The following is a 25374-nucleotide window of genomic DNA, read 5'->3' as shown; positions in this document are numbered from 1 at the left end:
GCTCGTAGGTGGTCAACGTCGAATGACCGCCTACATCTTCCTCGAACTCCTGAAACGAGCTCCACCGTGCGTGCGTACCTCTCCGTCTGGCGGCTGCCGTCCGCCCCGGCCCTCCTGGTCGGCGGCTTCGTCGGCCGTCTGCCCTCCGCGATGGTGCCTCTGGCGCTGCTGCTCATGGTGCAGGAGCGAACCGGGTCCTACGCGGTGGCGGGCCTCGCGTCGGCCACGCTCGGCATCGCGATGGCGGGCATGGCGCCGGTCCTCGGTCGTCTCGCCGACCGCCGCTCGCCGCGTCCGATCCTGCTCGCGCAGGCGGTCGTCTACCCGCTGCTGCTCGCCGTCCTCGTCGCCGTCGTCCTCGCCGGCGCGCCGGCACCGGTCGTCGTCGCGGCGTCCGCCGCGGCCGGCGCCGCGACGCCGCTGGTCAGCGGCACGGTGCGGGCGCTGTGGTCGCGCACCGACCCGCGGGTGCGCCAGACCGCCTTCGCGCTCGACGCCACGACCACCGAACTCGTCTTCGTCGTCGGCCCGGCGGTCGTGGCCGCGCTCGCGGTGCTGGCTGCACCGGCCGTCGCCGTGGGGACGGCGGGGCTGCTCGCCGTCGCCGGGGCCGTGTCGATCGCCACCTCGCGTGCGATGCGCGCCTGGGAGCCGGCACCGCACGTGCAGTCCGGCGTCTTCTCCACGGTGCGCGCCCCCGGGATGCCGCGGGTGCTGATCAGCGGCGCCGCGCTCATGGTCGGCTTCGGCGCGATCGAGGTCGCCGTCCCGGCGTTCGCCCAGGACGCCGGCTCGCCCGGCATGTCCGGCGTGCTGCTGGCCGTCTGGTCGCTCGGTTCGGTCGCCGGAGGGCTCTGGTTCGGCGCGCGCGTGCTCAGTGCCTCGCTGCCCCGCCAGTACCGTTGGTTGCTGCTCGGCACGACCATCGGCCTCGCACCGCTGGCCGCCGTCTCCAGCCCGTGGGTGCTCGGTCTGCTGCTGTTCCTCGGCGGCTCGGTGGTCGCGCCGACGCTGACGGTGCAGAACTCGCTGGTGGGGTCGATCGCCCCGGCGCAGGCCACCACCGAGGCGTTCACCTGGCTGTCGACGGTCACGGTGGGGGCCTCGGCGGTCGGTGCGGCGCTGGGTGGTGCGCTGATCGAGGGGTCCGCCGGTGTGCCCGGGGCCCTGGTGCTCGCGGTCGCCGGGGCCGCGGTGGCGGTCGCGGTGACGCTGGTGCCGGGTCGCCGCGTCGTCGTCCCCGCCGTGTCGCGGGAGCGGCTCGCGGCCTGACGGGGGCCTGCGAGGAGCTGTCGGGCCGCTGGTAGTCTCTTCCCCGGTGGTTCCGAGGGGACTCGGACCCCGGGAGGCTTCGCCTAGTCCGGTCTATGGCGCCGCACTGCTAATGCGGTTTGGGTTAATCCCCATCCCGGGTTCAAATCCCGGAGCCTCCGCGCGACACAACTGAACACAGGCACCCGTAGCTCAACGGATAGAGCATCTGACTACGGATCAGAAGGTTAGGGGTTCGAGTCCCTTCGGGTGCACGTCTGGTTGAGACACCGATCTGCCGCGCCGCCCCGACGGGGGAGGCGCGGCAGATTCGTCTCCGGGACCACACGAGCCTCGCGACGGAGAGCGTGCCCGCCGGAACCCATGGCCTCACCCGCGGCGGGCGCCCGGAAGGGCCGGGAGGCATGGCCCGCCCGCCGGCTCCCGTGGTCGACCGGTGACGGCCGTTCGCGACCTCGACGGGCCGGGCATGGCGGGCAACCTGCACCGTAGCGCCACGGGCCTTCGAGCCGCCGGTCACGACCGGCGCCCCCGGGACAACGCATCCGGGGGCGCCGGTCGTCCGACGGCCGAGCTCAGGGCGCGAAGGCGAGGCTGCCCATGGACGGCCCGCACGTCGGCAGCCCGATCCCGGCGAAGGTGTTGCCGGCGACCGTCGGCGACCCGACGGCCCCGCCTTCGAGGTAGACCGCACAGGCCGAACCGCTGCCGGCGGTCCGGGTGATCCGGTTGCCGTCGACCCGGATGCCCGAGGCCGCGTAGCTCTCGAAGCTCAGGGCGATCGCCGGTGCGCCGGTGCTGCCCACCCAGGTGGCGCTGTTGTCGGTGAACGCGACGTCCCGCGTGTCCCACGGCGAGCCGCCCAGCTGGAAGACGGCGCTGGACATGTCGTGGAAGCGGTTCTGCTGGATGACCCCGCTGTGGATCTGCGACAGGCGGATGCCGGCGTCGCTGCGTCCGTCGGTGTCGTAGAAGTCGTTGTCGCGGACCGAGAGCTCCGTGATGATGTGGTGGTAGGTCCAGTCGCCGTCCGGCGGGCTGTCCTGGTCGATGCCCCGGCCGGCGCCCAGCTCGGGGAACGACGTCATCCGCACCGTGTTCCCCGAGAAGTCGACGCCGTCGATCGCGCCGGTGCCGCCGGCGTGGAAGATCAGCGCGCGGCCGGCGTCGAGGAACTGGTTGCCGGTGACCACGGTGTTCTCCATGACCTCGAGCCCGGACGTGACGTCGGGCCCGACGTAGACGCCCGGCCAGCTGCGCTCGATGACGCTGTTGGTGACGGCGTTGTGGGTCCCGTGCAGCTCGATGCCCCCGCTGTAGAACCACGGCAGCCGGTCATGGGAGATGTGGACGCGGTCCACCACCACGTTCGACCCGGTGAAGTACATCGCCGAGAAGTCGACCTGCTCGCGGTTGGCCGACAGGGAGGTGCCGCCGTTGAGGAAGGTGGAGTTGTCCACGCGGAAGTCGTCGCCGCGGTTCTGCATGACGATGTAGTTCTGCCCCGGGGTGTTGCGCATCGTCAGGTCACGGACGGCGATGTGGCTGGCGCCGTAGGTGTAGACGCCGTAGCCGGTGATCGTGCGGCCGGCCGGGACGAGGTTGTTGGCGCCGTTGAAGTCCCAGGTGCCGCCGGAGATGGTCACGTCCGACGCGCCGTCGATCATGAAGAGGTTGCCGCCCCACAGCGTGGGCGAGCCCGCGATGATGCCGTCGGCGAAGGTGAGGACGGCGCCCGGGTCTGCGGTCACCGTCTGGCCGCTGCGCAGCGAGAACATGAAGTCGGCGTTCAGCCGTGTCTGCCGCGGGCTCTCGAACGTCCGGAGCACGTACCTCCCGGCCGGGATGTAGACGTGCTGATTGGCCGCGAGGGCCGCCCGGATCGCCGGGGCGTCATCGGTCCGGCCGTCACCGCGGGCGCCGTAAGTGGCCACGCTGACACCGGTCGGCGCAGGGGCCGCGGCCGGTGCCGGCGGCGGGCTGCTGCTGCTGGACGGCGCCGACGCGGGCGCAGGCGGAGGCGACGCGGGAGCCGGTTCGGAGGCCGTCGCCGGCGGTGCTGTGGCCGGCGGCTGAGCGGTGACCACGCTGCCGGCGCGGGGGGCGTGGGGGCGCGTCGCGCGTGCCCCCGACCATGCGCGGTGGCGGGCGGCGTCCGACACGCTGGTCCCGCCGTCGTCCGCCGGGTCCATCCGCGTGACCAGGAAGGACGCCCCACCCAGGACCGTGAGGGTGGCCAGCACCAGGGAGATGAGCCGGCTCCTGCGTCGGCGGGTCTGCGCCCGGCGGACGCTGGCCCGCGAGGTGGTGTTGCGCACGGGGTCCACATCCCGGCGGCTGGGCCGGGGGGGTGCTGTCGTCGACACTCGCCGTACGTCCTCTCGATCCTGTCTCCTGGCCGGACGCCGGATACCAGAACTTTCGGGGGCAGACGGTAATCACACCGCTGTAATGCGTCACGAACTAGTTGGCTGATCGCCAGCTCAGCCCCTTCCGTCACACCCGTCACACGAACGTCGCCGGCGGCTCCTCGCCCGCCGTCCCCGCACGGGCCCACCCGAGGGGAGACCCCCAGCCCCCGCGGCGCAGGACCAGGGACGGATGGGGGCACTCCCCGATGGGCGAGCGGCTGTCCCGTCGACAGGCTCGTCGCGGCGCGCGGTCCGGAGGTTGTCGGGCTGGCCCGACACCGTCTCCGCCAGCTGGCGGGATGGGTCCGCGCGCCCGTGACCAGCAGATTCAGGGCGGAAGATCCCGCACCCCAGACAGGAGACGGCCATGCAGAGATCGGGCAACCTCGCCGGACGGGTCGGGCGGTGGAGCGCCCGGCACCGCAAGACCGCGATCCTGGGCTGGCTGGCCTTCGTCCTGGCTGCCCTCGCCGTCGGTGCGCTCGTCCCCCAGGGCGAGGTCACCGACAGCGAGGACAGCCTCGGCTCGTCCCGGCAGGCGCAGCAGATCCTCGACGACAACGGCTGGGAGGACCCGGCCGCGGAGATGGTCCTCGTCCAGCGGGACGCCGACGTCCCCCAGGCCGCCTCCGACGCCGCCCTCGCCGACCTCGTGGCCGCCCTGCGCGCCACCCCCGAGGCCACCAACGTCGTCAGCCCGCTCGACGGGGCGCCGCTGGTCTCCGAGGACGGCCGATCCGCGCTGGTCACCCTCGACATCACCGGTGACCCCGAGACGGCCGACGAGCGGCTCGCGCCGATCCAGGACGCGGTCGCGGCGGTCGCCGCCGACCACGGCGACGTCCGCATCGAGCAGTTCGGCGACACCAGCGCCGACGTCGCGATCGGCGACACCCTCGCCGACGACTTCTCCCGCGCCGAGCTGCTGTCGATCCCCATCACGCTGCTCGTCCTGCTGCTGACCTTCGGCGCCGTCGTGGCCGCCGTCGTGCCGCTGCTGTTCGCCCTCAGCGCCTTCATCGCCGCGCTCGGGCTGCTCAGCCTGACCAGCCACGTCTGGCACGTCGACGACAGCGCGCAGATCGTCATGCTGCTCATCGGCCTGGCCGTCGGCGTCGACTACTCGCTCTTCTACCTCAAGCGCGAGCGCGAGGAGCGGGCGAAGGGCGCCGGCCCGGTCGACGCCCTCGACATCGCCGCCGCCACCTCCGGCCGGTCGGTGCTGATCTCCGGCATCACGGTCGTCGTCGCGATGGCCGGCATGTTCCTGACCGGCTTCTCCGCCTTCACCGGCATGGGGTCGGCGACCATCCTCGTCGTCGCCACCTCGGTGCTCGGCTCGCTCACCGTCCTGCCGGCGACCATGGCGTGGCTCGGCGACCGGGTCATGAAGGGCCGGATCCCGTTCCTGGCCCGCCGTGATGGCCGGCCCGGCCGGTTCTGGCCCGCGGTGCTCGGCGTCGTGCTGCGCCGTCCGCTGGTCGCCGCGCTCGTCGCCGGCGCGGCGCTGATCGGGCTCGCCGTCCCCGCGCTGTCGATGGACCTGCGCAACGAGAGCGTCAACGACCTGCCGCAGGACCTCCCGATCATCCAGACCTACAACCGGATCACCGAGGCGTTCCCCGGCGGCCCGTCACCGGCCGAGGTCGTCGTCCAGGCGCCCGACGTCGACGCCCCCGAGGTGCAGGCCGCGCTCGCCGACCTGCGCGAGCAGGCCCTGGCCAGCGGCCAGATGAACGACCCGATCGACGTGGAGACCAACGACGCCGGCACCGTCGCGGTGGTCAGCGTGCCGCTGGTCGGCGACGGCGAGGAGCAGGCCTCCCGGGACGCCCTCGAGACGCTGCAGGAGGACGTCGTCCCCGCCACGATCGGCGCGGTCGACGGGGTGACGGCTGTGGTCACCGGTGACACCGCCGAGTCCGTGGCGTTCGAGGACCTCATGACCGAGCGGACCCCGTGGGTCTTCGCGTTCGTGCTGGTCCTGGCGTTCCTGCTGCTCCTGGTCTCGTTCCGCTCGGTCACGGTCGCGATCACCGCGATCGTGCTCAACCTGCTGAGCGTGGCCGCCGCGTACGGCGTGCTGGTGCTGGTCTTCCAGGAGGGCGTCGGCGCCGACCTCATCGGCCTGGACCGCACCGACGGCATCGTGAACTGGATCCCGCTGTTCCTCTTCGTGATCCTGTTCGGCCTGTCGATGGACTACCACGTCTTCATCCTCGGGCGGATCCGCGAGGGTCACGACCAGGGGCTGCCCACCCGCACGGCGGTCGCGCGGGGGATCACGGCCTCGGCCGGGACCGTCACCAGTGCCGCGGTGATCATGGTCTTCGTCTTCCTCACCTTCGTGACGCTGTCGATGACCTCGATGAAGCAGGTCGGGCTCGGCCTGGCGATCGCGGTGCTGCTCGACGCGACCGTGGTCCGGGCGGTGCTCCTGCCCGCGGTGATGCGGCTGCTGGGCGACGCGAACTGGTACCTGCCGCGGTGGCTGCGCTGGCTGCCGGAGCTGCGGCACGAGGACGCCGTCCCGGTCGCCGTCCCCGCGCCGCGGCCGGTCGACGAGGTGCCGGTCCTGGTGGCCCGCGACTGACTCGCGTGGCATGGGATCCCATGCCCACGTGTCCGGCGCCAGGACGTGGGCATGGGATCCCTTGCCGCGAGGTCAGGGGGCGGCGACTCCGCTCATCGAGCGGCCGAGCGCGCGCAGCAGGTCGACCAGCTGCGCGCGCTCGGCCGTGTCCAGGCCCGCCAGCAGCCGGTCCTCCAGCGCGATGTGGTCGGCGTAGACGGCGTCGATGCGCGCCAACCCCGCGGGGGTGAGCTCCGCGTGGACGACGCGCCGATCCCCGTCGGACCGGACCCGGCGGACCAAGCCCTCGACCTCGAGGCGGTCGATGCGCATCGTCGTCGCGGCCGAGGTGAGCAGAGTGGCCTCGGCCAGTTCCCCGATCGTCCGCCGGTGCGGGGGGCCGGCGCGGCGCAGCTGGGAGAGGAGGTCGAACGCGGCCGTCGTGATCCCGTGCCGGTCGTGCAGGCGGCGCACCGCGGCCCGCCGCATCAGGTCCAGCCGCGCGATCCGGCCGAAGACGCCGATGCTCGCCGGATCGATGTCGGGCCGCGCCGTCCCCCAACTGTCGAGGACCGCGTCGACCTCGTCGGATGCCTGAGCCACGACGCCCTCCGGAGATCCCTTGCCGCAAAGATGACTATGGGCTAACAATGTAAGAACTTACACATCTCGCGGCCGACCCGCCGTCGAGGAGCTCCGAGGGGTGCCCATGGGCGAGCAGCAGGTCATCGGGATCGTCGGCGGCGGACCCGGCGGGATGGCTGCGGCCATCGCGCTGCGGCAGCTGGGCCGCGAGGCGGTCGTCTTCGAGCAGGCCGCGCGGCTCGGCCGGGTGGGTGCGGACATCAACCTGACGCCCAATGCCGTCCGCGCCCTCGACCAGCTCGGCGTGGGGGAGGGGCTACGCCGGACGGCCGCCCGGCCCTCGCACCGGATCAGCCGCACCTGGGACACCGGTGAGGAGACCTCCCGGCTGGAGATGGGTGCAGCCGCCGAGCAGCGCTACGGCTCCCCGCAGCTGACGATCCACCGCGCGGACCTCCTGGACGCACTCGTGCCTGCCCTCCCGGCCGACGCCCTGCGGCTCGGCTGCACGCTCTCGGCGCTGCGCGAGGACGGCGACCGCACCGTGCTCGAGTTCGCCGACGGCGGGTCTGCGGCGGTCGACGTGCTGGTCGGCGCCGACGGCATCCACTCCGTCGTCCGGGAGGCGCTGTTCGGCCCCGAGCAGCCGGAGTTCACCGGGGTCGTCGCCTACCGCGCCGTCGTCCCCGCGGCGCGGCTCGAGGGCGTGCCCAACCTCGGCGCGTTCACCAAGTGGTGGGGCCCCGACCCCGCCACCCAGATCGTCACCTTCCCGCTCAACCGCGGCGAGGACGTCTTCGTCTTCGCCACCCGCCCACAGGACTCGTGGCGCGAGGAGTCGTGGACGGCGCCCGGTGACGTGGCCGAGCTCCGCCGGGCCTATGCGGCCTTCCACCCCGAGGCTCGCGCCCTGCTGGACGCCTGCGACGCGGTGCTCAAGTCGGCGCTCTATGTCCGCGACCCGCTGCCGCGGTGGTCGGTCGGGACGCGCACGCTGCTCGGCGACGCCTGCCACCCGATGATGCCGTTCATGGCCCAGGGGGCCGGCATGGCGATCGAGGACGCCGTCGTGCTCGCCCGCGCGCTGGCCGCGCACGAGCCGGCGGACGCCGCCGCCGCACTGCGGGTGTACGAGGCTGCCCGCCGGCAGCGCACCGCCGACGTGCAGGTCGGCTCGCGCGGCAACGAGTGGCTGAAGGTCGCCGGCAACGCCGACTGGGTCTACGGCTACGACGCCTGGACCGTGCCGATCGGCTGACCGGCCAGTGACCTCTTGCCGGAAAGTCCCTGAGCGCTAAGTTTCTCCTGTGGCCGACGGATCCGTCCCCTGGACGCGGTACGCGGGCGCCTGGCTGGCGATCGGCAGCTCACCGGGTGCGCTCGTGCTCGGGGCCCAGCTGGCCGACGAGGGCGGGCCGCTTCCCCTCGTGTGGCTGCTCCCCGCGGCCGGGCTCATGGCGACGCTCCTGCTGCTGCAGGGCCGGCTGGGCATGCGGCCGCCGCAGGGCGCCGGGCAGGGCTTCGCGGAGCTGAGTCGCGGCTACCTCCCGCCCGCGGCGCGGACGGCGGTCGGCGTGCTCATCGCCGCGGGCATGGTCGGCTGGGTCGGCTTCAGCCTGGGCATCGGAGGCGAGTCGCTGGGCCGGGCTCTGGACGCCCCGGCCTGGCTGTGCGTGCTCGGGCTGGGTGCCGTGGTGGGCCTCCTCGCGCTGAGCGACGTGCGGTACTGGAACCGCGTCGCCGTCGCGACCACCGTGCTCACGCTGCTCGCCGCCCCGCTGCTGCTGCTGGGGGTGGACGGCGTCCGGGCGCCGGTGACCGCCGGCCCCGGCGCCGGGGCGCAGGCCGTGGTCCTGCTCGGCGCGTTCGTCGGCTACGTCGCCGTGTTCATGCTGCGGTCGCCGGACTTCACCGCGGGGCTGGCGCACCGCGGCGGGCTCGTCGCCTGCGTCGCGGCGCTCGTCCTCCCGGCACTCGGGCTGGTCCTCGTCGGCGCGGCCCTGCGCCTGTCCGGTGACACCGGGGGAGAGGCCGGCCTCGCCGCGGTCGCGGCGATGCGGCTGGGCGGGGTGCCGGTGGGCGACCTGCTCGTCGTCGTGGCCGTCGTCGCCCCGGCCATCGCGGCCGCCTACTCCGGCGGGCTGGCCCTGAAGACGTTCACCGGCGTCCGTCCCCGGATGGCGACGTCCGTCGTCCTGGCCCTCGGGCTCGTCCTCGGGGTGCTGGGCTTCCATCGCGGGCTCGTCGACTGGCTCTCCCTGCTGGCCGGCATCGGGCCGCCGATCGCGGTGCCGTTCTGGGTGGAGGCCGCCCGCCGGCGCCGTGGGTACCGGCCGCGGAGGATCCCGACGGTGGTCTGGCTACCGCCCGCGCTCGCCGGTGCCGCGCTCATGGCCGCCGGCGTTCCCGGCGCCCCGCTGCTCGCGCTCGCCTCGGCGGTCGTCGTCGCGGCTGTCTGGGGAATGTCCGGTCGGACGGCTGACGAACCCGCGAACGGGTACACCCTTCCTCGGCACCAGGGCCCGCCTGTGCGCTGAGTCACCCTCCTGACGCGCTGCGTTGCGAGGCTGTTAATAACCAAGACTCTTTGCGCTCAGCTATTGACGGCTCGCGGATCCCCCGGCGACCATCGTCCACGGATGTGGCCTTCCCCACTCGGGGTGCAGGGCCACGGAAGGGAGATCCGGGTGAAGCTCCTGCACGAACCCCTCAGCGGCCAGCGGCAGGTCGTCCTCGGCGTCGTCGGCGTCGTCGGGACCGCGGCGGTCTGGGAGGGGGTCATCCGCTCCGGCCTCCTCGACGTGCCGGGCCTGCCGCTGCCCTCCGGCGTCGTGCGCGGTGTCGGCGACCTGCTCCCCGACAGCACCTTCTGGGATGCGGTCGTCTTCACGCTCGGCGAGTGGATGCTCGGCCTGGCGATCGCGGCCGTGGTGGGCGTCCTCGTCGGCGGCCTGATGGGCGCCTTCCGCAGCGCCTTCCTGGTGTTCGAGTGGCCGGTGGAGGCGTTCCGCGTGCTGCCGTCGGTCGCAGTCGGGCCGATCCTGGTGCTGGTCATCGGCCAGGGCCGGCTGCCGCTGTCGCTCACCGTGGCGCTCGCCTGCGTCTGGCCGGTCCTGCTGAACACCATGTACGGCGTTCGCAGCACCGACACCACCGCGGTGATGACGGCCAAGACCTTCGGCTACGGCGGTCTCGCCGTGCTGCGGTCGATCAAGATCCCCAGTGCGCTGCCGTTCGCCTACACCGGCGTCCGGATCGCCGCCTCGATCGGCCTGCTCGTCGCCGTCAGCGCCGAGCTGCTCATCGGCAACGGCTCGGGCATCGGCGGCTACATCCTGTCCAACACCGCCAACGCCACGAATCTGGACCTGGTCTACGCGGCCACGCTGGTGGCCGGCGTCCTCGGCGTCACCGTGAACCTGGTCATGGCCAAGCTCGACGACGTCCTGTTCGGCTGGAAGAAGGGGCTGGCCCAGTGACCCTGTCCCAGCACGGCACCGAGGTGCACGTCCCGCTCAGCGCCCCCGAGTCGGAGGCGGTCGAGGAGCGCGCCGCCCAGCCGCTCGCCCCTCGCCGCCGGATCCGCTCCGGCATCCCGTGGCCGGTGCGGGTGGTCCTGCGCGTGCTGGCGCCGGCCGCGATCCTGCTCGTCTGGTGGCTGCTGTCGCAGTCGCCGCGGATCGGGCTGTTCGTCAAGGACCCGAAGACGGCGTTCCAGCGGTTCGTCGACGAGTTCCTCTCCGGCGACCCCTCGCGGCTGTTCCTCGGCGACGCGACCTACGACCACCTGGTCCCCAGCGTCGGCCGGGCGCTCGCGGGCCTGGGCATCGCCATCGTCGTGGGGGTCGTGGTCGGCGTGGTCCTGGGCCTCTCGCCGGTCCTCACCGCGCTCTTCCAGCCGATGGTGCACCTCGGGCGCTCGCTGCCCAGCCCGGCCCTGCTCGGTGTCTTCTTCTTCCTGTTCGGCACCGGGGCCTCGCCGAAGATCTTCCTCATCGCGTTCAGCGTGGTCTGGCCGATCCTGCTCAACACCATCGACGGGGTCAGTTCCATCGGGCAGACCCGCGCCCAGGCCGCGCAGGTCTTCCGCATCCCGGGGCGCGACGTCCTCTTCTCCATCGTCCTCCCCGGGGCGTCCCCGAAGATCTTCGCGGGGATCCGGACGTCGCTGTCCTTCGCCCTGATCCTGATGATCATCTCGGAGCTGCAGAAGTCCGAGAACGGCCTGGGCTACCTGCTCATCCAGTCCCAGCGCACCTTCGACTACGCCGGCTTCTGGGCGGTGCTCATCGCCCTCGTGGTCCTCGGCGTGGCCTTCAACTTCATCTTCCTGGCGATCGAGCGCCGCGCGCTCGCCTGGCACCGAGGAGCGACACAGCAGAATGACTGAGGCCCGAGTGACCGAGAACCCCGTGCCCCCGACCGGGACCAGCGCCGAACTGCTGCTCGACGGCGTCTCCCGCAGCTACGGCGACAACCTCGCCGTCCGCAGCATCAGCGCCGAGGTCCCCGCCTCGAAGATCAGCGTGATCGTCGGCCCGTCCGGCTGCGGCAAGTCCACGCTGCTGCGGATCATCTCCGGCCTCGACGAGCCCACCGCCGGGCGCGTGGAGTTCGAGGGCGTCCCCGTCAAGGGCGTCCCCGAGGGCCTGGCGATGGTCTTCCAGGACTACTCGCGCTCGCTGTACCCCTGGATGCGGGTGGACAAGAACGTCGCCTTCCCGATCAAGCACCTGCCGGCCAAGGAGCGGGCCGAGCGCGTGCGGTTCGCCATCGACGAGGTGGGGCTGTCGGGCAAGGAGAAGCTCTACCCCTGGCAGATGTCCGGCGGCATGCAGCAGCGCGTGGCCATCGCCCGCGCGCTGGCCAGCCACCCGAAGCTGCTGCTGATGGACGAGCCGTACGCCTCGGTCGACGCGCAGACCCGTGCTGACCTCGAGGACCTGCTCATGCGGATCCAGGCCGAGCTCGGCATCACGGTCCTCGTGGTCACCCACGACATCGACGAGAGCGTGTACCTGGCGGACCGCATCATCGTGCTCTCGGCGCCGCCCAGCGTGGTGGCCGAGGTCATCGACGTCGACCTGCCGCGGCCGCGCGACCACATCGCGACCAAGACCGACCCGCGCTTCGTCGAGATCCGCGGGCACGTGACCCGGCTGCTCCGCAGCAAGGAGCAGGCGACCTCCGCCTGACCCCGGGAGGTCCCTCGGACCGCCGATCCCGTACGGAGCCGCCGGCTCCCGTGCGTCCATTCAACTCAGTGCTCAGATTCTTACGCCGGAGGTATTCGATGAGGTTCCGTGGTGCGGTCGCAGGTGCCACCGCGTTCGCCATGCTCGGTCTGGCCGCGTGCGGCGGGGACGACGACAGCAGCAGCAGCGACTCCGGGGGCAGCGGTAGCGGCTCCTCCGACGGGGAGCTGGAGACCACCGAGCTCACCGTCGGCGCCCTGCCGCTGGCCGACTACTCCGCCCTGTACTGGGCACAGGAGAACGGCTTCTTCGAGAACGAGGGGCTGACCGTCACCCTCCAGCCGGTCCAGGGTGGCCCGCAGGCCGCGCAGAGCGTGGCCACCGGCGAGCTGGACGTGAGTTTCTCGAACACCATCTCGACGTCGATCGCCGCGCAGAGCGGGCTGCCGATCAAGACCGTCGTCCTCACCAGCGCGCTGGGGCCCGGCGGGCTGTCGGTGTACGTCAACCCCGACTCCGACGTCCAGGACCTCGAGGACCTCGACGGCGCCACCATCGGGATCAACGCCACCAACAACATCGGCGACGTGACCCTGAAGAACCTGCTCAAGGAGGAGGGCCTGGACGACGTCGAGCCGACGTTCGTCGAGGTGCCCTTCCCGGAGATGCTCTCCGGCGTCCAGGCCGGGTCCATCGACGTCGGCTACTCGCCCGAGCCGTTCTCCTCGGCGGCCCTCGCCGCGGGTGAGCGGGAGATCGTCGACCTCGCCGACCCGGACGGGCCCAACGCAGGCCTCGCCGTCTCCAACTTCATCTCCAGCGACCAGTTCATCTCCGACAACCCGAACACGGTCGCCGCGTTCGCCCGGGCGATGTACGCCGCCGGCCAGGACATCGAGGCCCACGAGGCCGACTGGCGCGCCTGGCTGCCGACCATCGCCCAGGTGCCTGCCGAGGTCGCGGCGAACATGGCGATGCCGGACTTCCTGCCGGAGACCGACATCGACGCGATCCAGCGGGTCGACGACATCCTGGTCGACCAGGACCTGCTCCAGGACGGCTACGACCCGGCCGACGACACCTACGTGCCGGAGAGCTGACCGCCCATGACCACCCGAGCCGCTGACGCCTCCGACCTCCCCGAGATCGCCGGTCCGTCCGGCGCCCCCGGGCTCCGGGTGGCCCTGCTGGGCCACGGCGCCATCGGCCGGGTGGTCGCCCGGGAGCTCCTGGCCGGGGCAGTGGACGGCGCCACGCTGGTGTGCGTCGTCAACCGCTCCGAGGTCCCGGAGCTGCCCGTCCCCCGGCTGTCGCTGGCCGAGGCCCTCGAGGTCGCCGACGTCGTCGTGGAGTGCGCCGGCTCGGCCGCGCTGGTCGAGGCGGTCGAGCCGGTGCTCTCCGCGGGGCGCGACCTCGTCGTGAGCTCGGTCGCGGGCCTGCTGGACCCGGCACTGTCCGGGCGGCTCGGCGAGCTGGGCCCCGGCCGGTTGCGGTGCACCCACGGTGCGCTGGGCGGCCTGGACCTCCTCGCCTCGGCGGCGGCCGTCGGTGGCCTGGACCGCGCGGTCCTGCGCACCACCAAGAAGCCGGCGGCGCTGGTCCAGGACTGGATGGACGAGGCCGAGTCGCGCCGCGTCGCCGACGCCGTGGAGGACGTCCTCGTCTTCGCCGGCACCCCGGCCGAGGCGGCGCGCCTGTTCCCCCAGTCGCTCAACGTGGCCGCCGCGCTCGCACTGGCCGTCGGCGACCCCGACGTCGTGCGGGTGGAGCTGCACGCCGACCCGGCCGCCGACCTGACCACGCACCGGATCGAGGCCTCGGGGTCGCAGGGCTCCTACGTCTTCGAGGTCCAGAACCGCCCGACGCCGGGCAACCCGCGCACCAGCGCGGTCGTGCCCTACTCGATCCTGCGGACGCTGAGCGGGCTGACCGCCCGCCCCCCGATCATCGCCTGAGTCCCGGGGGCTGGGGCCTCTTGACCGTGGCTCGGGCCACACCTACATTCGTACACATATCTCTGAGCGCTAAGAAGATGAGTACTCAGATGAGATCCACCGAGGAGATCCCATGACCGATCGGCTGGAGCTCGAGCGGGACGTGCCGAACGCCCCCGCCGAGCGGCCCCCCTCCACGGCGGGCCTGCAGGCGTCGCTGCGGGACGAGATCCCCGTGGCCGGGCGCTGGCAGCGGGGGAGTGGGGCGCCGATCGAGTCGGTCGACCCGGCCACCGGCAAGGTCTTCGCCACGCTGCACGGCGCGACCGAGGAGGACGTCGACCGCGCGGTGCGCGGCGGGCTCCGCGCGGCCACCGAGTCCGGCTGGACGGCGATGCTGCCGCACGAGCGGGCCCGCGTCCTGTACCGCATCGGCGAGGCGATCGAGCGCGACGCCGACACCATCTCGGCGCTGCAGACGCTGGACACCGGCAAGACCCGCGGCGAGACCCGGGCGCTGGCCCTGAGCGCCGCCAACACCTTCCGCTACATGGCCGCGACGTTGGAGACGATGGTCGGGGACATCACCCCCTCCCGCGGCTCCTACCTCACCTTCGCCACGTGGGAGCCGATGGGCGTCGTCGGCGCCATCACCCCGTGGAACTCCCCGATCGCCAGCGACGCGCAGAAGATCGCCCCCGCGCTGGCCGCCGGCAACGCCGTCGTCTCCAAGCCGCCGGTCTGGGCGCCCTGGGTGACGCTGCACCTGGCCCGCCTGGCCGAGGAGGCCGGCCTGCCGGCGGGCCTGCTGTCGGTGCTCCCCGGCCCGGGCCGCACGGTCGGCGAGGCGCTGGTCGCGCACCCGGAGATCTCGAAGATCAGCTTCACCGGCGGCACCACCACGGGCAAGCACCTCGGGGAGGTCGCGGCCCGCAAGGTCATGCCCGTCACGCTGGAGCTCGGCGGGAAGTCGCCGACGATCGTCTTCCCCGACGCCGACCTCGATCAGGCCGTCGCCGGCGTCGTCTACGGCATCTTCAGCTCGACCGGGCAGAGCTGCATCGCCGGCTCGCGCATCTTCGTGCACCGCGACGTCGCCGAGGAGTTCACCGCCCGGCTGGTCGCCGCCACCGAGCGGCTCGTCGTCGGCCCCGGCGACGACCCGCGCACCCACGTCGCGCCGATGATCACGCACTCGCACCGGGACGGCGTCGCGCGCATGGTCGACGACGCCGTCGCCGCCGGCGCCACCGTGCTCACCGGCGGCCGGGTGCCCGAGCACGAGGAGCTGGCCGACGGGGCGTACTACCTGCCGACCGTCCTCACCGGCGTCGCCAACGCCGACCGGATCTGCCAGGAGGAGGTGTTCGGCCCGGTCGCGGTGCTGCTGACCTTCGACGACGAGGGCGACCTGGTCGCGCAGGCCAACGACACGGTCTTCGGCCTCGCCGCCGGCGTCTGGACCCGCGACTTCCCCCGCGCCTGGCGGATCGCCCGCGCGATCAGGGCCGGGACGGTCTGGGTGAACACCTACAAGCAGTTCAGCATCTCCACCCCGTTCACCGGGCTCAAGGAGAGCGGCATCGGCCTGGAGAAGGGCCGCGACGGCATCCGCTCGTACATGCACCAGAAGTCCATCTACGTCGACGTCAGCGGACGCCCGATCGCGTGGGGCGCCCCGGGAGGGTTCGAGCGATGAGCACGAGCACGCAGATCAGCGGCGCACACCCCTACAGCCCCGCCTTCGCCGTCGGCGACCTCGCCTTCGTCTCCGGCGCGCTGTCGGTGGACGCCGACGGCGTCGCCGTCCCCGGCCGCACCGAGGCCCTGGAGGCGGCCACCGCCCGGCTCGCCGAGCGGCTGGAGACGGTCGGCATGACCCTGGAGGACGTCGTGAAGACGACGTACTTCGTCACCGACCTCAGCCTCCGCGCCGAGGCCAACGCCCACTACCAGCAGGTGTTCGCTGACCCGCGGCCGGCGCGCAGCTTCGTCGAGGTGGCGGGCCTGCCCTACGGCGCCACCGTCGAGATCGAGGCGATCGCGCACCGCGGTCGCGCCCACTGAGCCCCACACACCCGACACACCCCGGAGGAGAACGCAGTGACCACCGAGCAGACCACCAGCACCGAGCAGACCGTCCCCGCCGCGGGCGCCGACCTCGAGGCGCTCATCGACTCCGGCCTCGCCACCGCCGACAGCCGCTACGAGGACTGGGACACCCTGGGCTTCCAGGCGGCCAAGGGCGGCGACAAGTTCAAGCGCGCGCAGATCCGCTACATCGGCTCCGGTGCGACCGGCGACCACACGACCGACGACCGCATCCTGCAGGCCGATCACTTCACCTTCTCGAACATGCTGCTGCCGTCGGGGTCCGTCGGCCCCGAGCACACCCACCACGACGTGGAAGAGGTCTTCTACGTCCTCCAGGGCCGCGTCGAGTTCGCCGTCCACGACGTCGAGGACGGCACCAAGAAGGCCACCCGCGTCCTGGGTTACCGCGACCTCCTGCGGGTGCCGGCCGGCGTGCCCCGCTCGCTGCGCACCGTCAGCGAGGAGGACGCGCTGATCTGCGTGATCATCGGGACCCCCAAGCCGCAGCTGCCGACCTACCCGCCGTCGTCCGAGATGTACGGCGTCACGCGCTGACGCGCACCTGATCCACCACACCGAGCTGGGGAGTCCGGGCATGGAGAGGAACCTCGCGGGCGAGGACGGGCCGCACACACTGCGCGTCCAGCAGAAGACCTGGGAGGCCGACGGCATCACGAGCGTGACGCTGGTCGACCCCTCGGGCGGCGCCCTGCCCACCTGGAAGCCGGGTGCGCACCTGGCCCTGCACCTGCCCAACGGGCTGGTGCGCGAGTACTCGCTGTGCTCGGATCCCTCGGACTCGACCCGGTGGACGGTCGCGGTGTTGCGCACCCCCGACTCCCGCGGCGGCAGCACCTGCGTTCACGACGCGCTGTCGGTGGGTGCGCACGTCGCCGTCGACGGGCCGCGCAACGCCTTCCACCTGGAGGAGGCGCCCAAGCACTTCCTCATCGCCGGCGGCATCGGGATCACCCCGATCATCACCATGGCCCGTGAGCTGCAGGCGCGCGGCGCGGACTGGGCGATGCTCTACACCGGCCGCAGCCGGCAGACGATGGCCTTCCTCCGCGACGTCGAGGCACTCCCGCGCGAGCGGGTGCACGTGCACGTCGACGACGAGAACGGCCGCTACCCCGACCTCAAGGCGATCCTGCACAGCCAGGACCCGCGGACGCTCGTCTACTGCTGCGGGCCCACCCCGCTCATGGACGCCGTCGCCGAGGCCATGGAGGACCCGTCGCTGCTGCGGCTCGAGCGCTTCAAGGCGCCGGAGCGGGTCGTCCCCGACGACGAGACCGACGAGGCCTTCGACGTCGTCCTGCAGTCCACCGGGGAGCGGATCCCCGTCGGCCCGGACACCTCGGTCCTGCAGGCGCTGGAGGACGCCGGCGTGCCGGTCCTCTCCTCCTGCACCGAGGGCATCTGCGGCACCTGCGAGACCGGCGTGATCAGCGGCGACGTCGACCACCGCGACTTCCTCATGAGCCCGGAGGAGCACGAGGCGGCCGGGACGATGATGGTCTGCGTCTCCCGCTGCCGGTCCCGCGAGCTCGTCCTCGACCTCTGAACCAGCACCTCACCATCGGAGACACCATGAGCACCGACCGCATGCACTACGCCGACGAGCCGGTGGTCCGGTTGCGGGCCCTGCGCTCGGTCACCCTCGGGGTGCCCGACCCGGTCGCCTCGAAGGACTTCTACAACGAGGCATGGGGCCTCGGGCTCAGCGACGCCGACACCGACCGCTTCTGGCTGCGCGGCACCGGCGAGGAGCACCACGTCCTCGAGCTCCAGAAGGCCGAGCAGAACTCCCTCGGCGGCGTCAGCTTCGCCGTCGCGACCCGGCGCGAGATCGACGACGCGGCCCGCCGCCTCACCGACCTCGGCATCCCGCTGCTGCGCGAGCCCGGTCCCTACGACGACGCCGCGGGCGGGTACGGCCTGGCGCTGGTCGACCCGGAGGGCCGGGTCGTGGAGCTGGCCGCCGACGTGCACGCCGTCGTCCGGCAGGACCAGGGGGGCTACGCGGCGCTGCCCAAGAAGCTGGCCCACGTGGTCCTCAACACCGTCGACATCGACCGGGCCACCGCCTTCTACAGCCAGGTGCTGGGCATGCGGGTCTCCGACTGGTCGGAGCACCAGATGTCGTTCCTGCGCTGCAACCCCGAGCACCACGTGATCGCCTTCAACCAGGCGCCGTGGACGTCGGTCAACCACGTGGCCTACGAGATGGCGTCGGTGGACCACTTCATGCGCGGCATCGGCAGCCTCAAGGTCCACGGCGTCACGCCGCAGTGGGGCCCCGGCCGGCACGGCCCGGGCGACAACACGTTCTCCTACTACACAGACCCCGCGCAGCTGGTCTGCGAGTACACCTCGGAGGTCATCCAGGTCGACGAGGACTCCTGGCTGTGCCGCACCTGGCGGCGCACCCCGGAGCTCTCCGACCAGTGGCGGACCGCAGGACCGCCGAGCACGTCGGTCCGCTCCGCCATGGCGGGGATCCCCGACGCGGGGGCGCGGGCGCGCGTCGACGCCAAGCCGGACTACTTCCTGCCCGTCGCCGAGGACAACGGCGCCGGGCTCGGGGTCGGGGTCGAGGCCTGACGTGTCCGCTCCCGTCCGCACCCGCCTGGCCGGTGGCCTCGCCGTGACCGACGAGGGCGCCGGCCGCCCGGTCGTCCTCCTGCACGGCATCGGCGGCAGCGCCGCGTCCTGCGCGGGGCTGTCCAGCGAGCTGGCCGTCGCGGGCGCCCGAGCGATCGCCTGGGACGCCCCCGGCTACGGGGAGTCCGCCGACCCGGCCGGGGGGGAGGACGTCGACTACTCCGCGCGCGTCCTGGCCCTGCTCGACGAGCTCGGCCTGGACCGTGTGGACCTGTTCGGCACCTCGTGGGGCGGCGTGATCGCCACCCAGGTGGCCGCGCGGCACCCCGAGCGGGTCCGCACCCTGGTGCTGGCCGACTCCACCCGCGGGTCGGCCACCGCTCCGGAGAAGGCCGCCGCCATGCGCGCCCGGGTCGCCGACCTGGCCGAGCAGGGCGGGCGTGTCTTCGCCGCCGCCCGCGCGCCGCGGCTGGTCGCGCCCGGCTGCGACCCGGTGGTGGCCGACGCCGTCCGCGCCGAGATGGCCGAGGTGCGGTTGCCCGGCTACCAGGCCGCCGCCGAGTTCATGGCGGCCACCGACACCGCCGACCTGCTGCCGGGAATCGCCGTCCCGACGCTGGTCGTCGTCGGCGAGCACGACGTCGTCACCGGCGTCGACGAGTCGCGGCTGCTGGCCGAGCGGATCCCCGGCGCCCGGCTGGTCGTCGTCCCCGGTGCGGGCCACGCGGCGCTGACCGAGAAGCCGGCCGAGGTGGCCCGGGCCGTGCTCGAGCTGTGGGGGACCGTATGAGCCGGCTGAGCGTCGTCACCGGTGCCGCCCGCGGGCTGGGCCGCGTGATCGCCGAGACCCTCGCCGCGGAGGGGGACCGGCTCGTCCTCGGCGACATCCGGGGCGAGCTGCTCGAGGAGACCGCCGCGGAGCTCCGGGACGGCGGCGCCGAGGTGTACGCGCTCGCCCTCGACATCGCCGACCCGCGGTCGGTGGCGGAGCTGGCCGAGTGCACGGACTCCCTCGGCGGCGTCGACGCCCTGGTGAACAACGCCGCCCTCGCCGACGGGGTCGGCGGGGACGCGTTCTGGGAGCTCGACGTCGAGGCGTTCCGCCGGATCATGACCGTCAACGCCCTCGGCACCTGGCAGGTGGCGGCGCGGCTGGTCCCGCAGATGCTGGACAAGGGCGCCGGCGCGATCGTCAACGTCGCCTCCGACACGGCCATCTACGGCTCGCCGAAGCTGGTGCACTACGTCGGCTCCAAGGGCGCGGTCATGTCGATGACCCGGACCATGGCCCGCGACGCCGGCCCGCGCGGCGTCCGGGTCAACGCCGTCGCGCCCGGCCTCGTCCGGGTCGAGGCCACCGAGACCGTGCCCGACCACCGGTACCGGCTCTACGCCGAGAACCGGGTGCTCCCGCGCGAGCAGACCCCGCAGGACGTGGCCGATCTCGTCGCCTACCTGCTGTCCGACAAGGCCGGGTTCATCACCGGCCAGGTCGTCGCCGTCGACGGCGGCTTCACGATGGTGCAGTAGGGAGCCTCGAGATGGACCTCCAGTTGAACGGTCGCACCGTCCTCGTCACCGGGGCGAGCTCCGGCGTCGGCCTGGCGACCACCCGCATGCTCGTGGCCGAGGGTGCCGCCGTGGTCGCCTCGGCCCGTGACCTGGACCGCCTGCAGTCTGCCGTCGGCGCGCTGCCCGGCCCCGGCAAGGTGCACGCGGTCGCGTGCGACGTGGTGGACCGCGCGTCGGTCGAGGCGATGGTCGCCGAGGGCGTCGAGGTGTTCGGCGGGGTGGACGGCGTGGTGTGCAACGCCGGCCGGTCGCTGATGGCGCCGATCAGCGAGACGACCGACGAGCAGATCCGCGAGGAGCTCGACCTCAAGGTGTTCGGCGCGTGGAACGTCGTCCGCGCCGCGCGCCCGCACCTGGCCGCCTCCGACGCGGCCTCGGTGGTCAACGTGAACGCCATCCTGGCCAAGCAGCCCGAGGCGCGGCTGGCCATCACCTCCGCAGCCCGCGCGGCGCTGCTGAACCTGACCCGGACCCTGGCCGCCGAGCTCGGCCCCGAGAGCATCCGGGTCAACTCGGTCGCCCTCGGCCTCGTCGACACCGGCCAGTGGCGGCGGCGCTACGACGCCGCCGGCACCGGCTCGAGCTACGAGGAGTGGAGCGCCGAGATCGCCGCGGACCGCGGCATCGCGCTGGGCCGGTTCGGCCGCGCCGACGAGGTCGCGTTCCCGATCGTCAGCCTGCTGTCGCCCCTGTCCTCCTACTGCACCGGCGCCACGATCGACGTCGGCGGCGGCATCTCCCGTTACCTCTGAGTGAGGACCCCCATGTCCAGCACCGAACGACAGCCCACCGGCGGCGACGTCCTCGTCGCCGTCATGAAGCGGCACGGGATCGACACCGCCTTCGGCGTGATCAGCGTGCACAACCTGCCGCTGGTGGAGGCCGTGTCCCGCGAGCTCCGCTTCGTCGAGATGCGGCACGAGGCCGCGGTCGTCAACGCCGCCGACGGGTACGCCCGCGCCACCGGGGGGATCGGCGTCGCGCTCACCAGCACCGGGACCGGGGCAGGCAACGCGGCCGGCTCGATGATCGAGGCGCTCACCGCCGGCAGCCGCGTCCTGCACGTCACCGGGCAGATCGACAGCGAGCACTACGACCCGGCCGCCCCGGGCTCCCCGCGCGGGGTCATCCACGAGTTCCCCGGCCAGCGGAAGATGCTCGAGGCGATCTCGGCGTTCGCCGCCACGGTCCCGTCGGCCGACCGCGCCGAGGCCACGCTGGAGGAGGCGATCGCCGCGATCAGCGGCACACCCGGCGGTCCGGCCAGCGTCGAGTGGCCCTCGGACCTGCAGTACCTGGCCCGTCCGGACGCGCAAGAGGCGTACACCGCCGCCCCGGCCCCCGTCCCGCACCCCGATGACGACGCCCTCGACGCCGCCGCCGCGCTGCTGGCCGCCGCGCACCGCCCGCTGCTCTGGGTCGGCGGGGGCGCCGCGGCCGCGCCGGCGGAGCTGGCCGAGCTCGCGCACCGGCTCGGCGCCGGCGTGCTGACCAGCAACTCCGGGCGCGCGATCGTCCCCGAGGACGACGACCTGGTCATCGGCAACTTCGCCGCCACCCCCGCCGTCGCCCCGCTGCTGACCGAGGCAGACCTGCTGGTGAGCATCGGCAGCCACTTCCGGTCCAACGAGACGAAGGGCTACTCGCTCGAGTTGCCCAAGCGGCACGTGCAGATCGACGTCGACCCCGCCGCCGTCGGCCGGGTGTACCCCGCCGAGGTCGGGCTGGTCGGCGACGCCCGCGCGGTGCTGTCCGCGCTGCTGGACCGGCGACCGGCGCCGTCCACCGAGGCCGGCTGGACCGACCGGGTGCGGGCGGTGCGCGACCAGGTCCGCGACGAGCTGTCCGCCTACATCGGCGGGTACGCCGAGATCTGCACCGGGCTGCGCAGCGTGCTGCCGCGCGAGTCCGTCGTCGCCCGGGACGTGACCATCCCGTCGAGCCAGTGGGGCAACCGGCTGCTGGAGTTCTACGACCGGCGCTCGAACGTCTTCCCGCTGGGCGGCGGCATCGGCCAGGGCCTGGCGATGGGCATCGGCGCCGCGGTGGGGCGACCGGAGTCGCCGACGGTCGTCATGGCCGGCGACGGCGGCCTGGCCGTGCACCTCGGCGAGCTCGCGTCGCTGTGCGGCACGGGGGCGTGGGTCGTCGTCCTGGTGTTCAACGACGGCGGCTACGGCGTCCTGCGCAACATGCAGCGCGCGAACGGCTTCGACGTCACCGGCGTGGACCTGTTCACCCCCGACTTCGGGAAGCTCGCCGACTCCCTGGCCATGCCGTACTGGCTGGTGCAGGGCCCGGGCCGGTTCGAGGACGTGCTCCGCGAGGCCGTCGCCGCCCGCCGCCCGGTGCTCGTCGAGGTCGACGTGACCGCGCTCGACCCCGTGCCCGGCGCCTTCACCCCGCCGGTCCACGTCCCGTCTCCCGAGGGGGGCCACTGAGATGCCCGTCGACGACGAACTGGCCGCCGGCGTCCTGTGCCTGCGCTCGGGCTCGGACCCCGCCGACTGGTTCCTGGACCAGGTCCACGCCCTCGGCGCGGTCGAGTGGGGCCCCGACGGCGACCCGGACCATGAGACCTGGCTCGCGCAGGCCGCCGAGGCGATCTCCCGGCAGGCCGACGGCGGCCCGGTGCACGTGCTCGCCTCCGGGACGGCGGTGCCGCGGGCGCTGCTGCTGGCCGCGCGCCGTCCCGAGCTCGTGGTGAGCGTCCTGGCGGCCGACCCCGAGGTCGACGAGGCCGACCCCGCGTACTGGGAGCTGCTGCGCCAGGTGCACAGCCCGACGCTCGTCGTCGTCGCGGCGCCCCGCCCGGACACCGACACCTCGCAGGCCCAGACCGTCGCCGGCGGCGTCGCCAACGGCGTGATGGTGATCGTCGACGGCACCGCCGCCCCCGTGCACCGCAGCAACCCCCGCTCGTTCGCCGAGTGGGTCACCGCGTTCATGTCCATCGCCGAGGGGCTGTCGTCCCTCGTGCCCCCGGCCAGGGAGGAAGCGCATGCCTGAGCAGTACCTGGAAGAGCACCAGACGCACCCGCACCCCATCAGCCCGTACGAGCAGAAGCTCTCCGGCGCGATCATGGAGGTCTTCGGGCGCGGCGTGCACGACCTGCCCGGCCTGGTCGACGGACTGAACGGGCTGGGCCTCAACGCCCCCGACGGGGGTCCCTGGACCGCGGATTCGCTCCGCGACGAGATGCGCCGACTGGGAGACTGAGATGACCACACCCTCAACCGCGCCCGCCACCACGCCGGTGACCGCGCCGGCCCGCCCGCGGCCGGTCAAGACCCCCAAGGTCGTCGGCACCCGCCGCACCCTCTCGGCCGACGAGCTCGCAGCCACCGGCCTGCGCGACCGCTGGTACCCGATCCTCCCCTCGCGCTTCGTCGGCGCCGGCGAGATGGTCAAGGTCACGCGCCTGGGCGTCGACTGGCTGCTGTTCCGCAACGCCTCCGGCACCATCTCGATGCTCGAGGACCGGTGCCCGCACCGCAGCGCCCCGCTGTCGGTCGGGCAGCACCTCGGTGACCGGGTGGCCTGCCGCTACCACGGCGTCCAGGTCGACGGCACCGGGACCGTCGTGTCGGTCCCCGGCATGCCCGGGTGCGCGCTCGAGGGCAAGAAGGCCACCGTCTCGTTGAGCGTCACGGAGGCGGCGGACACGATCTTCGCGTTCGTGCCGCTCACCGAGGAGTCACGGCCGACGGAGTTCGCGCTGCCGGATCGGCTTGCCGACCCCGCCGTCTCCTGGTTCTCCAACTACGCCGAGTGGGCCGGGCCGTGGCGGTTCTACATGGACAACGTCCTCGACCCCATGCACGGCGCCTTCCTGCACCGGGACTCGCACTCGATGTTCGGCGGTGACACCTCCGCCCGGTTCCGCATCCGGGAGACCGACCGCGGGTTCTTCTTCGAGAAGACCGATCAGCGCGGCGTGAACTTCGACTGGGTGGAGTTCGCCCGCGGCGCGATGGACTACGTCGACCTCGAGATCCCCTACGGCCAGAACGCCGGGCCCGGTGGGGTCTTCGGCATCGTCGGCATGGCCACGCCGATCGACGAGACCCACTCGGCGATCTTCCACTGGCGCACGCGGAAGGTGGAGGGCTGGGAGCGCGAGGTGTGGCGGTTCCTCTACCGGACCCAGCTCGAGGCCAAGCACTGGGCGGTGCTCGAGCAGGACCGCATCGTCCTCGAGGCCCTCGCCGCCGACGCCGACGTCGACGAGCACCTGTACCAGCACGACCTGGGCGTCTCCCGGATCCGCCGGATGTACCGAGCCGATGCCAAGGAGCAGGCAGCCCAGCTGGCGACTCCGGCCGATGCCTGACGGGTCAAGCCCGGCGGGGGAGGGTGCCTCTCCGGAGGAGCCCGCCCCCGCCGGGGAGACCATGCTGCTGACCGTCTTCCTGCGGCACGACCAGACGCAGGACCTGGTGCAGCAACGGGACAGGCTCGACGCGGTCGACTGGTGGAACGGCTTCCCGCCCGAGGGGTGCGAGGTCGTCTCCTGGGTGGTCGCGATGGGCGTGGGCCAGATCGTGACGCTGCGACTGCCGCCCCGCCTGCTCCAGGTGGTGAACGTCGAGCTGGAGCGCCGCGCGTGGGGCGTGTTCCAGACCGACTTCTACCCGACGTACGACTTCCTCGAGACCCGGCAGCGCCTTGTCCGCGAGGCCAACGAGAGGACGGGACGGGCGTGAGGGTCGCCGCGGAGTCGGTGCCGGAGCCGCCGCGGCCCGGGATGTTCAGCAACGCCCGGGTGCACGGCGACCACTTCTTCCTGTCCGGCATGCACGCCGGCGGGCCCGACGGTCCGGTCGGTGGGGGCGACGCCTACCTGCAGGCCGTCGAGACCTTCCGCCGGGTGCGCGAGCTGACCGAGGCCTGCGGCGCCTCGGTGGACGACATCCTGGTGCTGCGCGTCTACCTGACCGACGTCGCCGACAAGGTCGCCGTCGGCCGGGCGCGGTCGGAGGTCTTCTCCGGGGACTTCCCGTGCTCGACGCTCGTCGGGGTGGCCGCCCTGGTCGACCCCGGCCTCAAGGTCGAAGTCGAGGCGCAGGGCATCAGGGGCAGCGCCTCCGGGGCCTGACGGCTGCACCGACCAGACCGTGCCGATCGTCGG

26 protein-coding genes and 2 tRNA genes are annotated in these 25374 nt (G+C 73.0%); 26 read left to right on the top strand and 2 right to left on the bottom strand.

Going from position 1 to position 25374, the window contains the following annotated elements:
• Positions 1 to 66: 66 nt before the first annotated feature.
• From N555_RS0109455 to N555_RS0109445, 3 genes are all read left to right on the top strand, one after another.
• Positions 67 to 1272 carry an MFS transporter gene (locus N555_RS0109455; protein WP_029431249.1) on the top strand — a complete coding sequence of 402 codons (1206 nt, stop codon included), beginning with the start codon at positions 67 to 69 and terminating at the stop codon, positions 1270 to 1272.
• A gap of 72 nt (positions 1273 to 1344) precedes the next feature.
• Positions 1345 to 1433: transfer RNA gene (locus N555_RS0109450), tRNA-Ser, on the top strand.
• A gap of 20 nt (positions 1434 to 1453) precedes the next feature.
• A tRNA-Arg gene (locus tag N555_RS0109445) sits at positions 1454 to 1526 on the top strand.
• 321 nt (positions 1527 to 1847) lie between these two features.
• Here the strand turns inward: N555_RS0109445 and N555_RS0109440 are convergent.
• On the bottom strand, positions 1848 to 3206 hold the full coding sequence (locus tag N555_RS0109440; protein ID WP_197028943.1) for a right-handed parallel beta-helix repeat-containing protein: 1359 nt from the start codon (positions 3204 to 3206) through the stop codon (positions 1848 to 1850).
• Between N555_RS0109440 and N555_RS28240 the strand changes: the two genes are divergently transcribed.
• Positions 3199 to 3348, top strand: coding sequence for a hypothetical protein (locus tag N555_RS28240; RefSeq protein ID WP_197028942.1), 150 nt, complete (start codon positions 3199 to 3201; stop codon positions 3346 to 3348). The two genes, N555_RS0109440 and N555_RS28240, sit on opposite strands and share 8 nt — an antisense overlap.
• 702 nt (positions 3349 to 4050) lie before the next feature.
• On the top strand, positions 4051 to 6276 hold the full coding sequence (locus tag N555_RS0109435) for an MMPL family transporter (RefSeq protein WP_029431247.1): 2226 nt from the start codon (positions 4051 to 4053) through the stop codon (positions 6274 to 6276).
• A gap of 72 nt (positions 6277 to 6348) precedes the next feature.
• On the opposite strand, the gene N555_RS0109430 is transcribed toward N555_RS0109435, so the two are convergent.
• Positions 6349 to 6858, bottom strand: coding sequence for a MarR family winged helix-turn-helix transcriptional regulator (locus tag N555_RS0109430; RefSeq protein ID WP_029431246.1), 510 nt, complete (start codon positions 6856 to 6858; stop codon positions 6349 to 6351).
• 106 nt (positions 6859 to 6964) lie between these two features.
• Between N555_RS0109430 and N555_RS0109425 the strand changes: the two genes are divergently transcribed.
• The 21 genes from N555_RS0109425 (at position 6965) to N555_RS0109325 (ending at position 25341) form a co-directional block, all read left to right on the top strand.
• Positions 6965 to 8098, top strand: a complete 1134-nt coding sequence (locus N555_RS0109425) for an FAD-dependent monooxygenase (RefSeq protein ID WP_029431245.1) — start codon at positions 6965 to 6967, stop codon at positions 8096 to 8098.
• Between the two features lie 49 nt (positions 8099 to 8147).
• The gene (locus tag N555_RS0109420) at positions 8148 to 9377 is read left to right on the top strand and encodes a purine-cytosine permease family protein (protein WP_029431244.1); all 1230 of its coding nucleotides are present in this window, start codon (positions 8148 to 8150) and stop codon (positions 9375 to 9377) included.
• A gap of 150 nt (positions 9378 to 9527) precedes the next feature.
• On the top strand, positions 9528 to 10319 hold the full coding sequence (locus N555_RS0109415) for an ABC transporter permease (RefSeq protein ID WP_029431243.1): 792 nt from the start codon (positions 9528 to 9530) through the stop codon (positions 10317 to 10319).
• Positions 10316 to 11230 carry an ABC transporter permease gene (locus N555_RS0109410; RefSeq protein ID WP_197028941.1) on the top strand — a complete coding sequence of 305 codons (915 nt, stop codon included), beginning with the start codon at positions 10316 to 10318 and terminating at the stop codon, positions 11228 to 11230. The genes N555_RS0109415 and N555_RS0109410 overlap by 4 nt, the downstream gene beginning before the upstream one ends.
• Positions 11223 to 12035, top strand: a complete 813-nt coding sequence (locus N555_RS0109405; protein WP_051683872.1) for an ABC transporter ATP-binding protein — start codon at positions 11223 to 11225, stop codon at positions 12033 to 12035. Before N555_RS0109410 ends, N555_RS0109405 begins: the two co-directional genes overlap by 8 nt.
• Before the next feature lie 98 nt (positions 12036 to 12133).
• Positions 12134 to 13135 carry an ABC transporter substrate-binding protein gene (locus N555_RS0109400; RefSeq protein WP_034509436.1) on the top strand — a complete coding sequence of 334 codons (1002 nt, stop codon included), beginning with the start codon at positions 12134 to 12136 and terminating at the stop codon, positions 13133 to 13135.
• A gap of 6 nt (positions 13136 to 13141) precedes the next feature.
• On the top strand, positions 13142 to 13990 hold the full coding sequence (locus tag N555_RS0109395; protein WP_051683871.1) for an aspartate dehydrogenase domain-containing protein: 849 nt from the start codon (positions 13142 to 13144) through the stop codon (positions 13988 to 13990).
• Between the two features lie 112 nt (positions 13991 to 14102).
• The gene (locus tag N555_RS0109390) at positions 14103 to 15668 is read left to right on the top strand and encodes an aldehyde dehydrogenase (protein WP_081866090.1); all 1566 of its coding nucleotides are present in this window, start codon (positions 14103 to 14105) and stop codon (positions 15666 to 15668) included.
• The gene (locus N555_RS0109385) at positions 15665 to 16036 is read left to right on the top strand and encodes a RidA family protein (protein ID WP_029431237.1); all 372 of its coding nucleotides are present in this window, start codon (positions 15665 to 15667) and stop codon (positions 16034 to 16036) included. Before N555_RS0109390 ends, N555_RS0109385 begins: the two co-directional genes overlap by 4 nt.
• Positions 16037 to 16072: 36 nt before the next feature.
• Positions 16073 to 16618, top strand: coding sequence for a cupin domain-containing protein (locus N555_RS0109380; RefSeq protein ID WP_029431236.1), 546 nt, complete (start codon positions 16073 to 16075; stop codon positions 16616 to 16618).
• A gap of 40 nt (positions 16619 to 16658) precedes the next feature.
• The gene (locus tag N555_RS0109375; protein ID WP_081866089.1) at positions 16659 to 17630 is read left to right on the top strand and encodes a PDR/VanB family oxidoreductase; all 972 of its coding nucleotides are present in this window, start codon (positions 16659 to 16661) and stop codon (positions 17628 to 17630) included.
• A gap of 26 nt (positions 17631 to 17656) precedes the next feature.
• Positions 17657 to 18670 carry a VOC family protein gene (locus N555_RS0109370; protein WP_156036282.1) on the top strand — a complete coding sequence of 338 codons (1014 nt, stop codon included), beginning with the start codon at positions 17657 to 17659 and terminating at the stop codon, positions 18668 to 18670.
• A gap of 1 nt (position 18671) precedes the next feature.
• Positions 18672 to 19460 (top strand): alpha/beta fold hydrolase, encoded by a 789-nt coding sequence (locus tag N555_RS0109365; RefSeq protein WP_034509434.1) that lies wholly within the window; start codon positions 18672 to 18674, stop codon positions 19458 to 19460.
• Positions 19457 to 20200: an SDR family oxidoreductase gene (locus N555_RS0109360; RefSeq protein WP_029431232.1), complete on the top strand. Its 744-nt coding sequence runs from the start codon at positions 19457 to 19459 to the stop codon at positions 20198 to 20200. Before N555_RS0109365 ends, N555_RS0109360 begins: the two co-directional genes overlap by 4 nt.
• An 11-nt stretch (positions 20201 to 20211) precedes the next feature.
• Positions 20212 to 20994, top strand: coding sequence for an SDR family oxidoreductase (locus N555_RS0109355; protein ID WP_029431231.1), 783 nt, complete (start codon positions 20212 to 20214; stop codon positions 20992 to 20994).
• A gap of 12 nt (positions 20995 to 21006) precedes the next feature.
• On the top strand, positions 21007 to 22683 hold the full coding sequence (locus N555_RS0109350) for a thiamine pyrophosphate-binding protein (RefSeq protein WP_029431230.1): 1677 nt from the start codon (positions 21007 to 21009) through the stop codon (positions 22681 to 22683).
• 1 nt (position 22684) lies between these two features.
• Entirely contained in the window at positions 22685 to 23251 is a 567-nt protein-coding gene (locus tag N555_RS26740) for an alpha/beta fold hydrolase (RefSeq protein WP_051683870.1), read from the top strand.
• A complete protein-coding gene (locus N555_RS0109340) occupies positions 23244 to 23462 on the top strand; it encodes a recombinase-like helix-turn-helix domain-containing protein (protein WP_029431228.1) in 219 nt (72 codons plus the stop codon). Before N555_RS26740 ends, N555_RS0109340 begins: the two co-directional genes overlap by 8 nt.
• Before the next feature lies 1 nt (position 23463).
• Entirely contained in the window at positions 23464 to 24576 is a 1113-nt protein-coding gene (locus tag N555_RS0109335) for a Rieske 2Fe-2S domain-containing protein (RefSeq protein WP_029431227.1), read from the top strand.
• A 61-nt stretch (positions 24577 to 24637) separates the two neighbouring features.
• Positions 24638 to 24949, top strand: coding sequence for a hypothetical protein (locus N555_RS0109330; protein ID WP_029431226.1), 312 nt, complete (start codon positions 24638 to 24640; stop codon positions 24947 to 24949).
• A complete protein-coding gene (locus N555_RS0109325) occupies positions 24946 to 25341 on the top strand; it encodes a RidA family protein (RefSeq protein WP_029431225.1) in 396 nt (131 codons plus the stop codon). The genes N555_RS0109330 and N555_RS0109325 overlap by 4 nt, the downstream gene beginning before the upstream one ends.
• Positions 25342 to 25374 lie beyond the last annotated feature (33 nt).

It is taken from the genome of Blastococcus sp. URHD0036 (genome assembly GCF_000701365.1).
Taxonomy (GTDB): Bacteria; Actinomycetota; Actinomycetes; order Mycobacteriales; family Geodermatophilaceae; genus Trujillonella.
This window is presented reverse-complemented; position numbering and strand designations above follow the sequence as displayed.

Excerpts from the sequence above, each read along its gene's own strand:
- N555_RS0109350 (WP_029431230.1), top strand. The coding sequence starts at position 21,007 with ATGTCCAGCACCGAACGACAGCCCACCGGCGGCGACGTCCTCGTCGCC.
- N555_RS0109390 (WP_081866090.1), top strand. The coding sequence starts at position 14,103 with ATGACCGATCGGCTGGAGCTCGAGCGGGACGTGCCGAACGCCCCCGCC.
- N555_RS0109375 (WP_081866089.1), top strand. The coding sequence starts at position 16,659 with ATGGAGAGGAACCTCGCGGGCGAGGACGGGCCGCACACACTGCGCGTC.
- N555_RS0109425 (WP_029431245.1), top strand. The coding sequence starts at position 6,965 with ATGGGCGAGCAGCAGGTCATCGGGATCGTCGGCGGCGGACCCGGCGGG.
- N555_RS0109335 (WP_029431227.1), top strand. The coding sequence starts at position 23,464 with ATGACCACACCCTCAACCGCGCCCGCCACCACGCCGGTGACCGCGCCG.
- N555_RS0109340 (WP_029431228.1), top strand. The coding sequence starts at position 23,244 with ATGCCTGAGCAGTACCTGGAAGAGCACCAGACGCACCCGCACCCCATC.
- N555_RS0109330 (WP_029431226.1), top strand. The coding sequence starts at position 24,638 with ATGCTGCTGACCGTCTTCCTGCGGCACGACCAGACGCAGGACCTGGTG.
- N555_RS0109360 (WP_029431232.1), top strand. The coding sequence starts at position 19,457 with ATGAGCCGGCTGAGCGTCGTCACCGGTGCCGCCCGCGGGCTGGGCCGC.
- N555_RS0109405 (WP_051683872.1), top strand. The coding sequence starts at position 11,223 with ATGACTGAGGCCCGAGTGACCGAGAACCCCGTGCCCCCGACCGGGACC.
- N555_RS0109370 (WP_156036282.1), top strand. The coding sequence starts at position 17,657 with ATGAGCACCGACCGCATGCACTACGCCGACGAGCCGGTGGTCCGGTTG.
- N555_RS0109355 (WP_029431231.1), top strand. The coding sequence starts at position 20,212 with ATGGACCTCCAGTTGAACGGTCGCACCGTCCTCGTCACCGGGGCGAGC.
- N555_RS26740 (WP_051683870.1), top strand. The coding sequence starts at position 22,685 with ATGCCCGTCGACGACGAACTGGCCGCCGGCGTCCTGTGCCTGCGCTCG.
- N555_RS0109395 (WP_051683871.1), top strand. The coding sequence starts at position 13,142 with ATGACCACCCGAGCCGCTGACGCCTCCGACCTCCCCGAGATCGCCGGT.
- N555_RS0109385 (WP_029431237.1), top strand. The coding sequence starts at position 15,665 with ATGAGCACGAGCACGCAGATCAGCGGCGCACACCCCTACAGCCCCGCC.
- N555_RS0109435 (WP_029431247.1), top strand. The coding sequence starts at position 4,051 with ATGCAGAGATCGGGCAACCTCGCCGGACGGGTCGGGCGGTGGAGCGCC.
- N555_RS0109400 (WP_034509436.1), top strand. The coding sequence starts at position 12,134 with ATGAGGTTCCGTGGTGCGGTCGCAGGTGCCACCGCGTTCGCCATGCTC.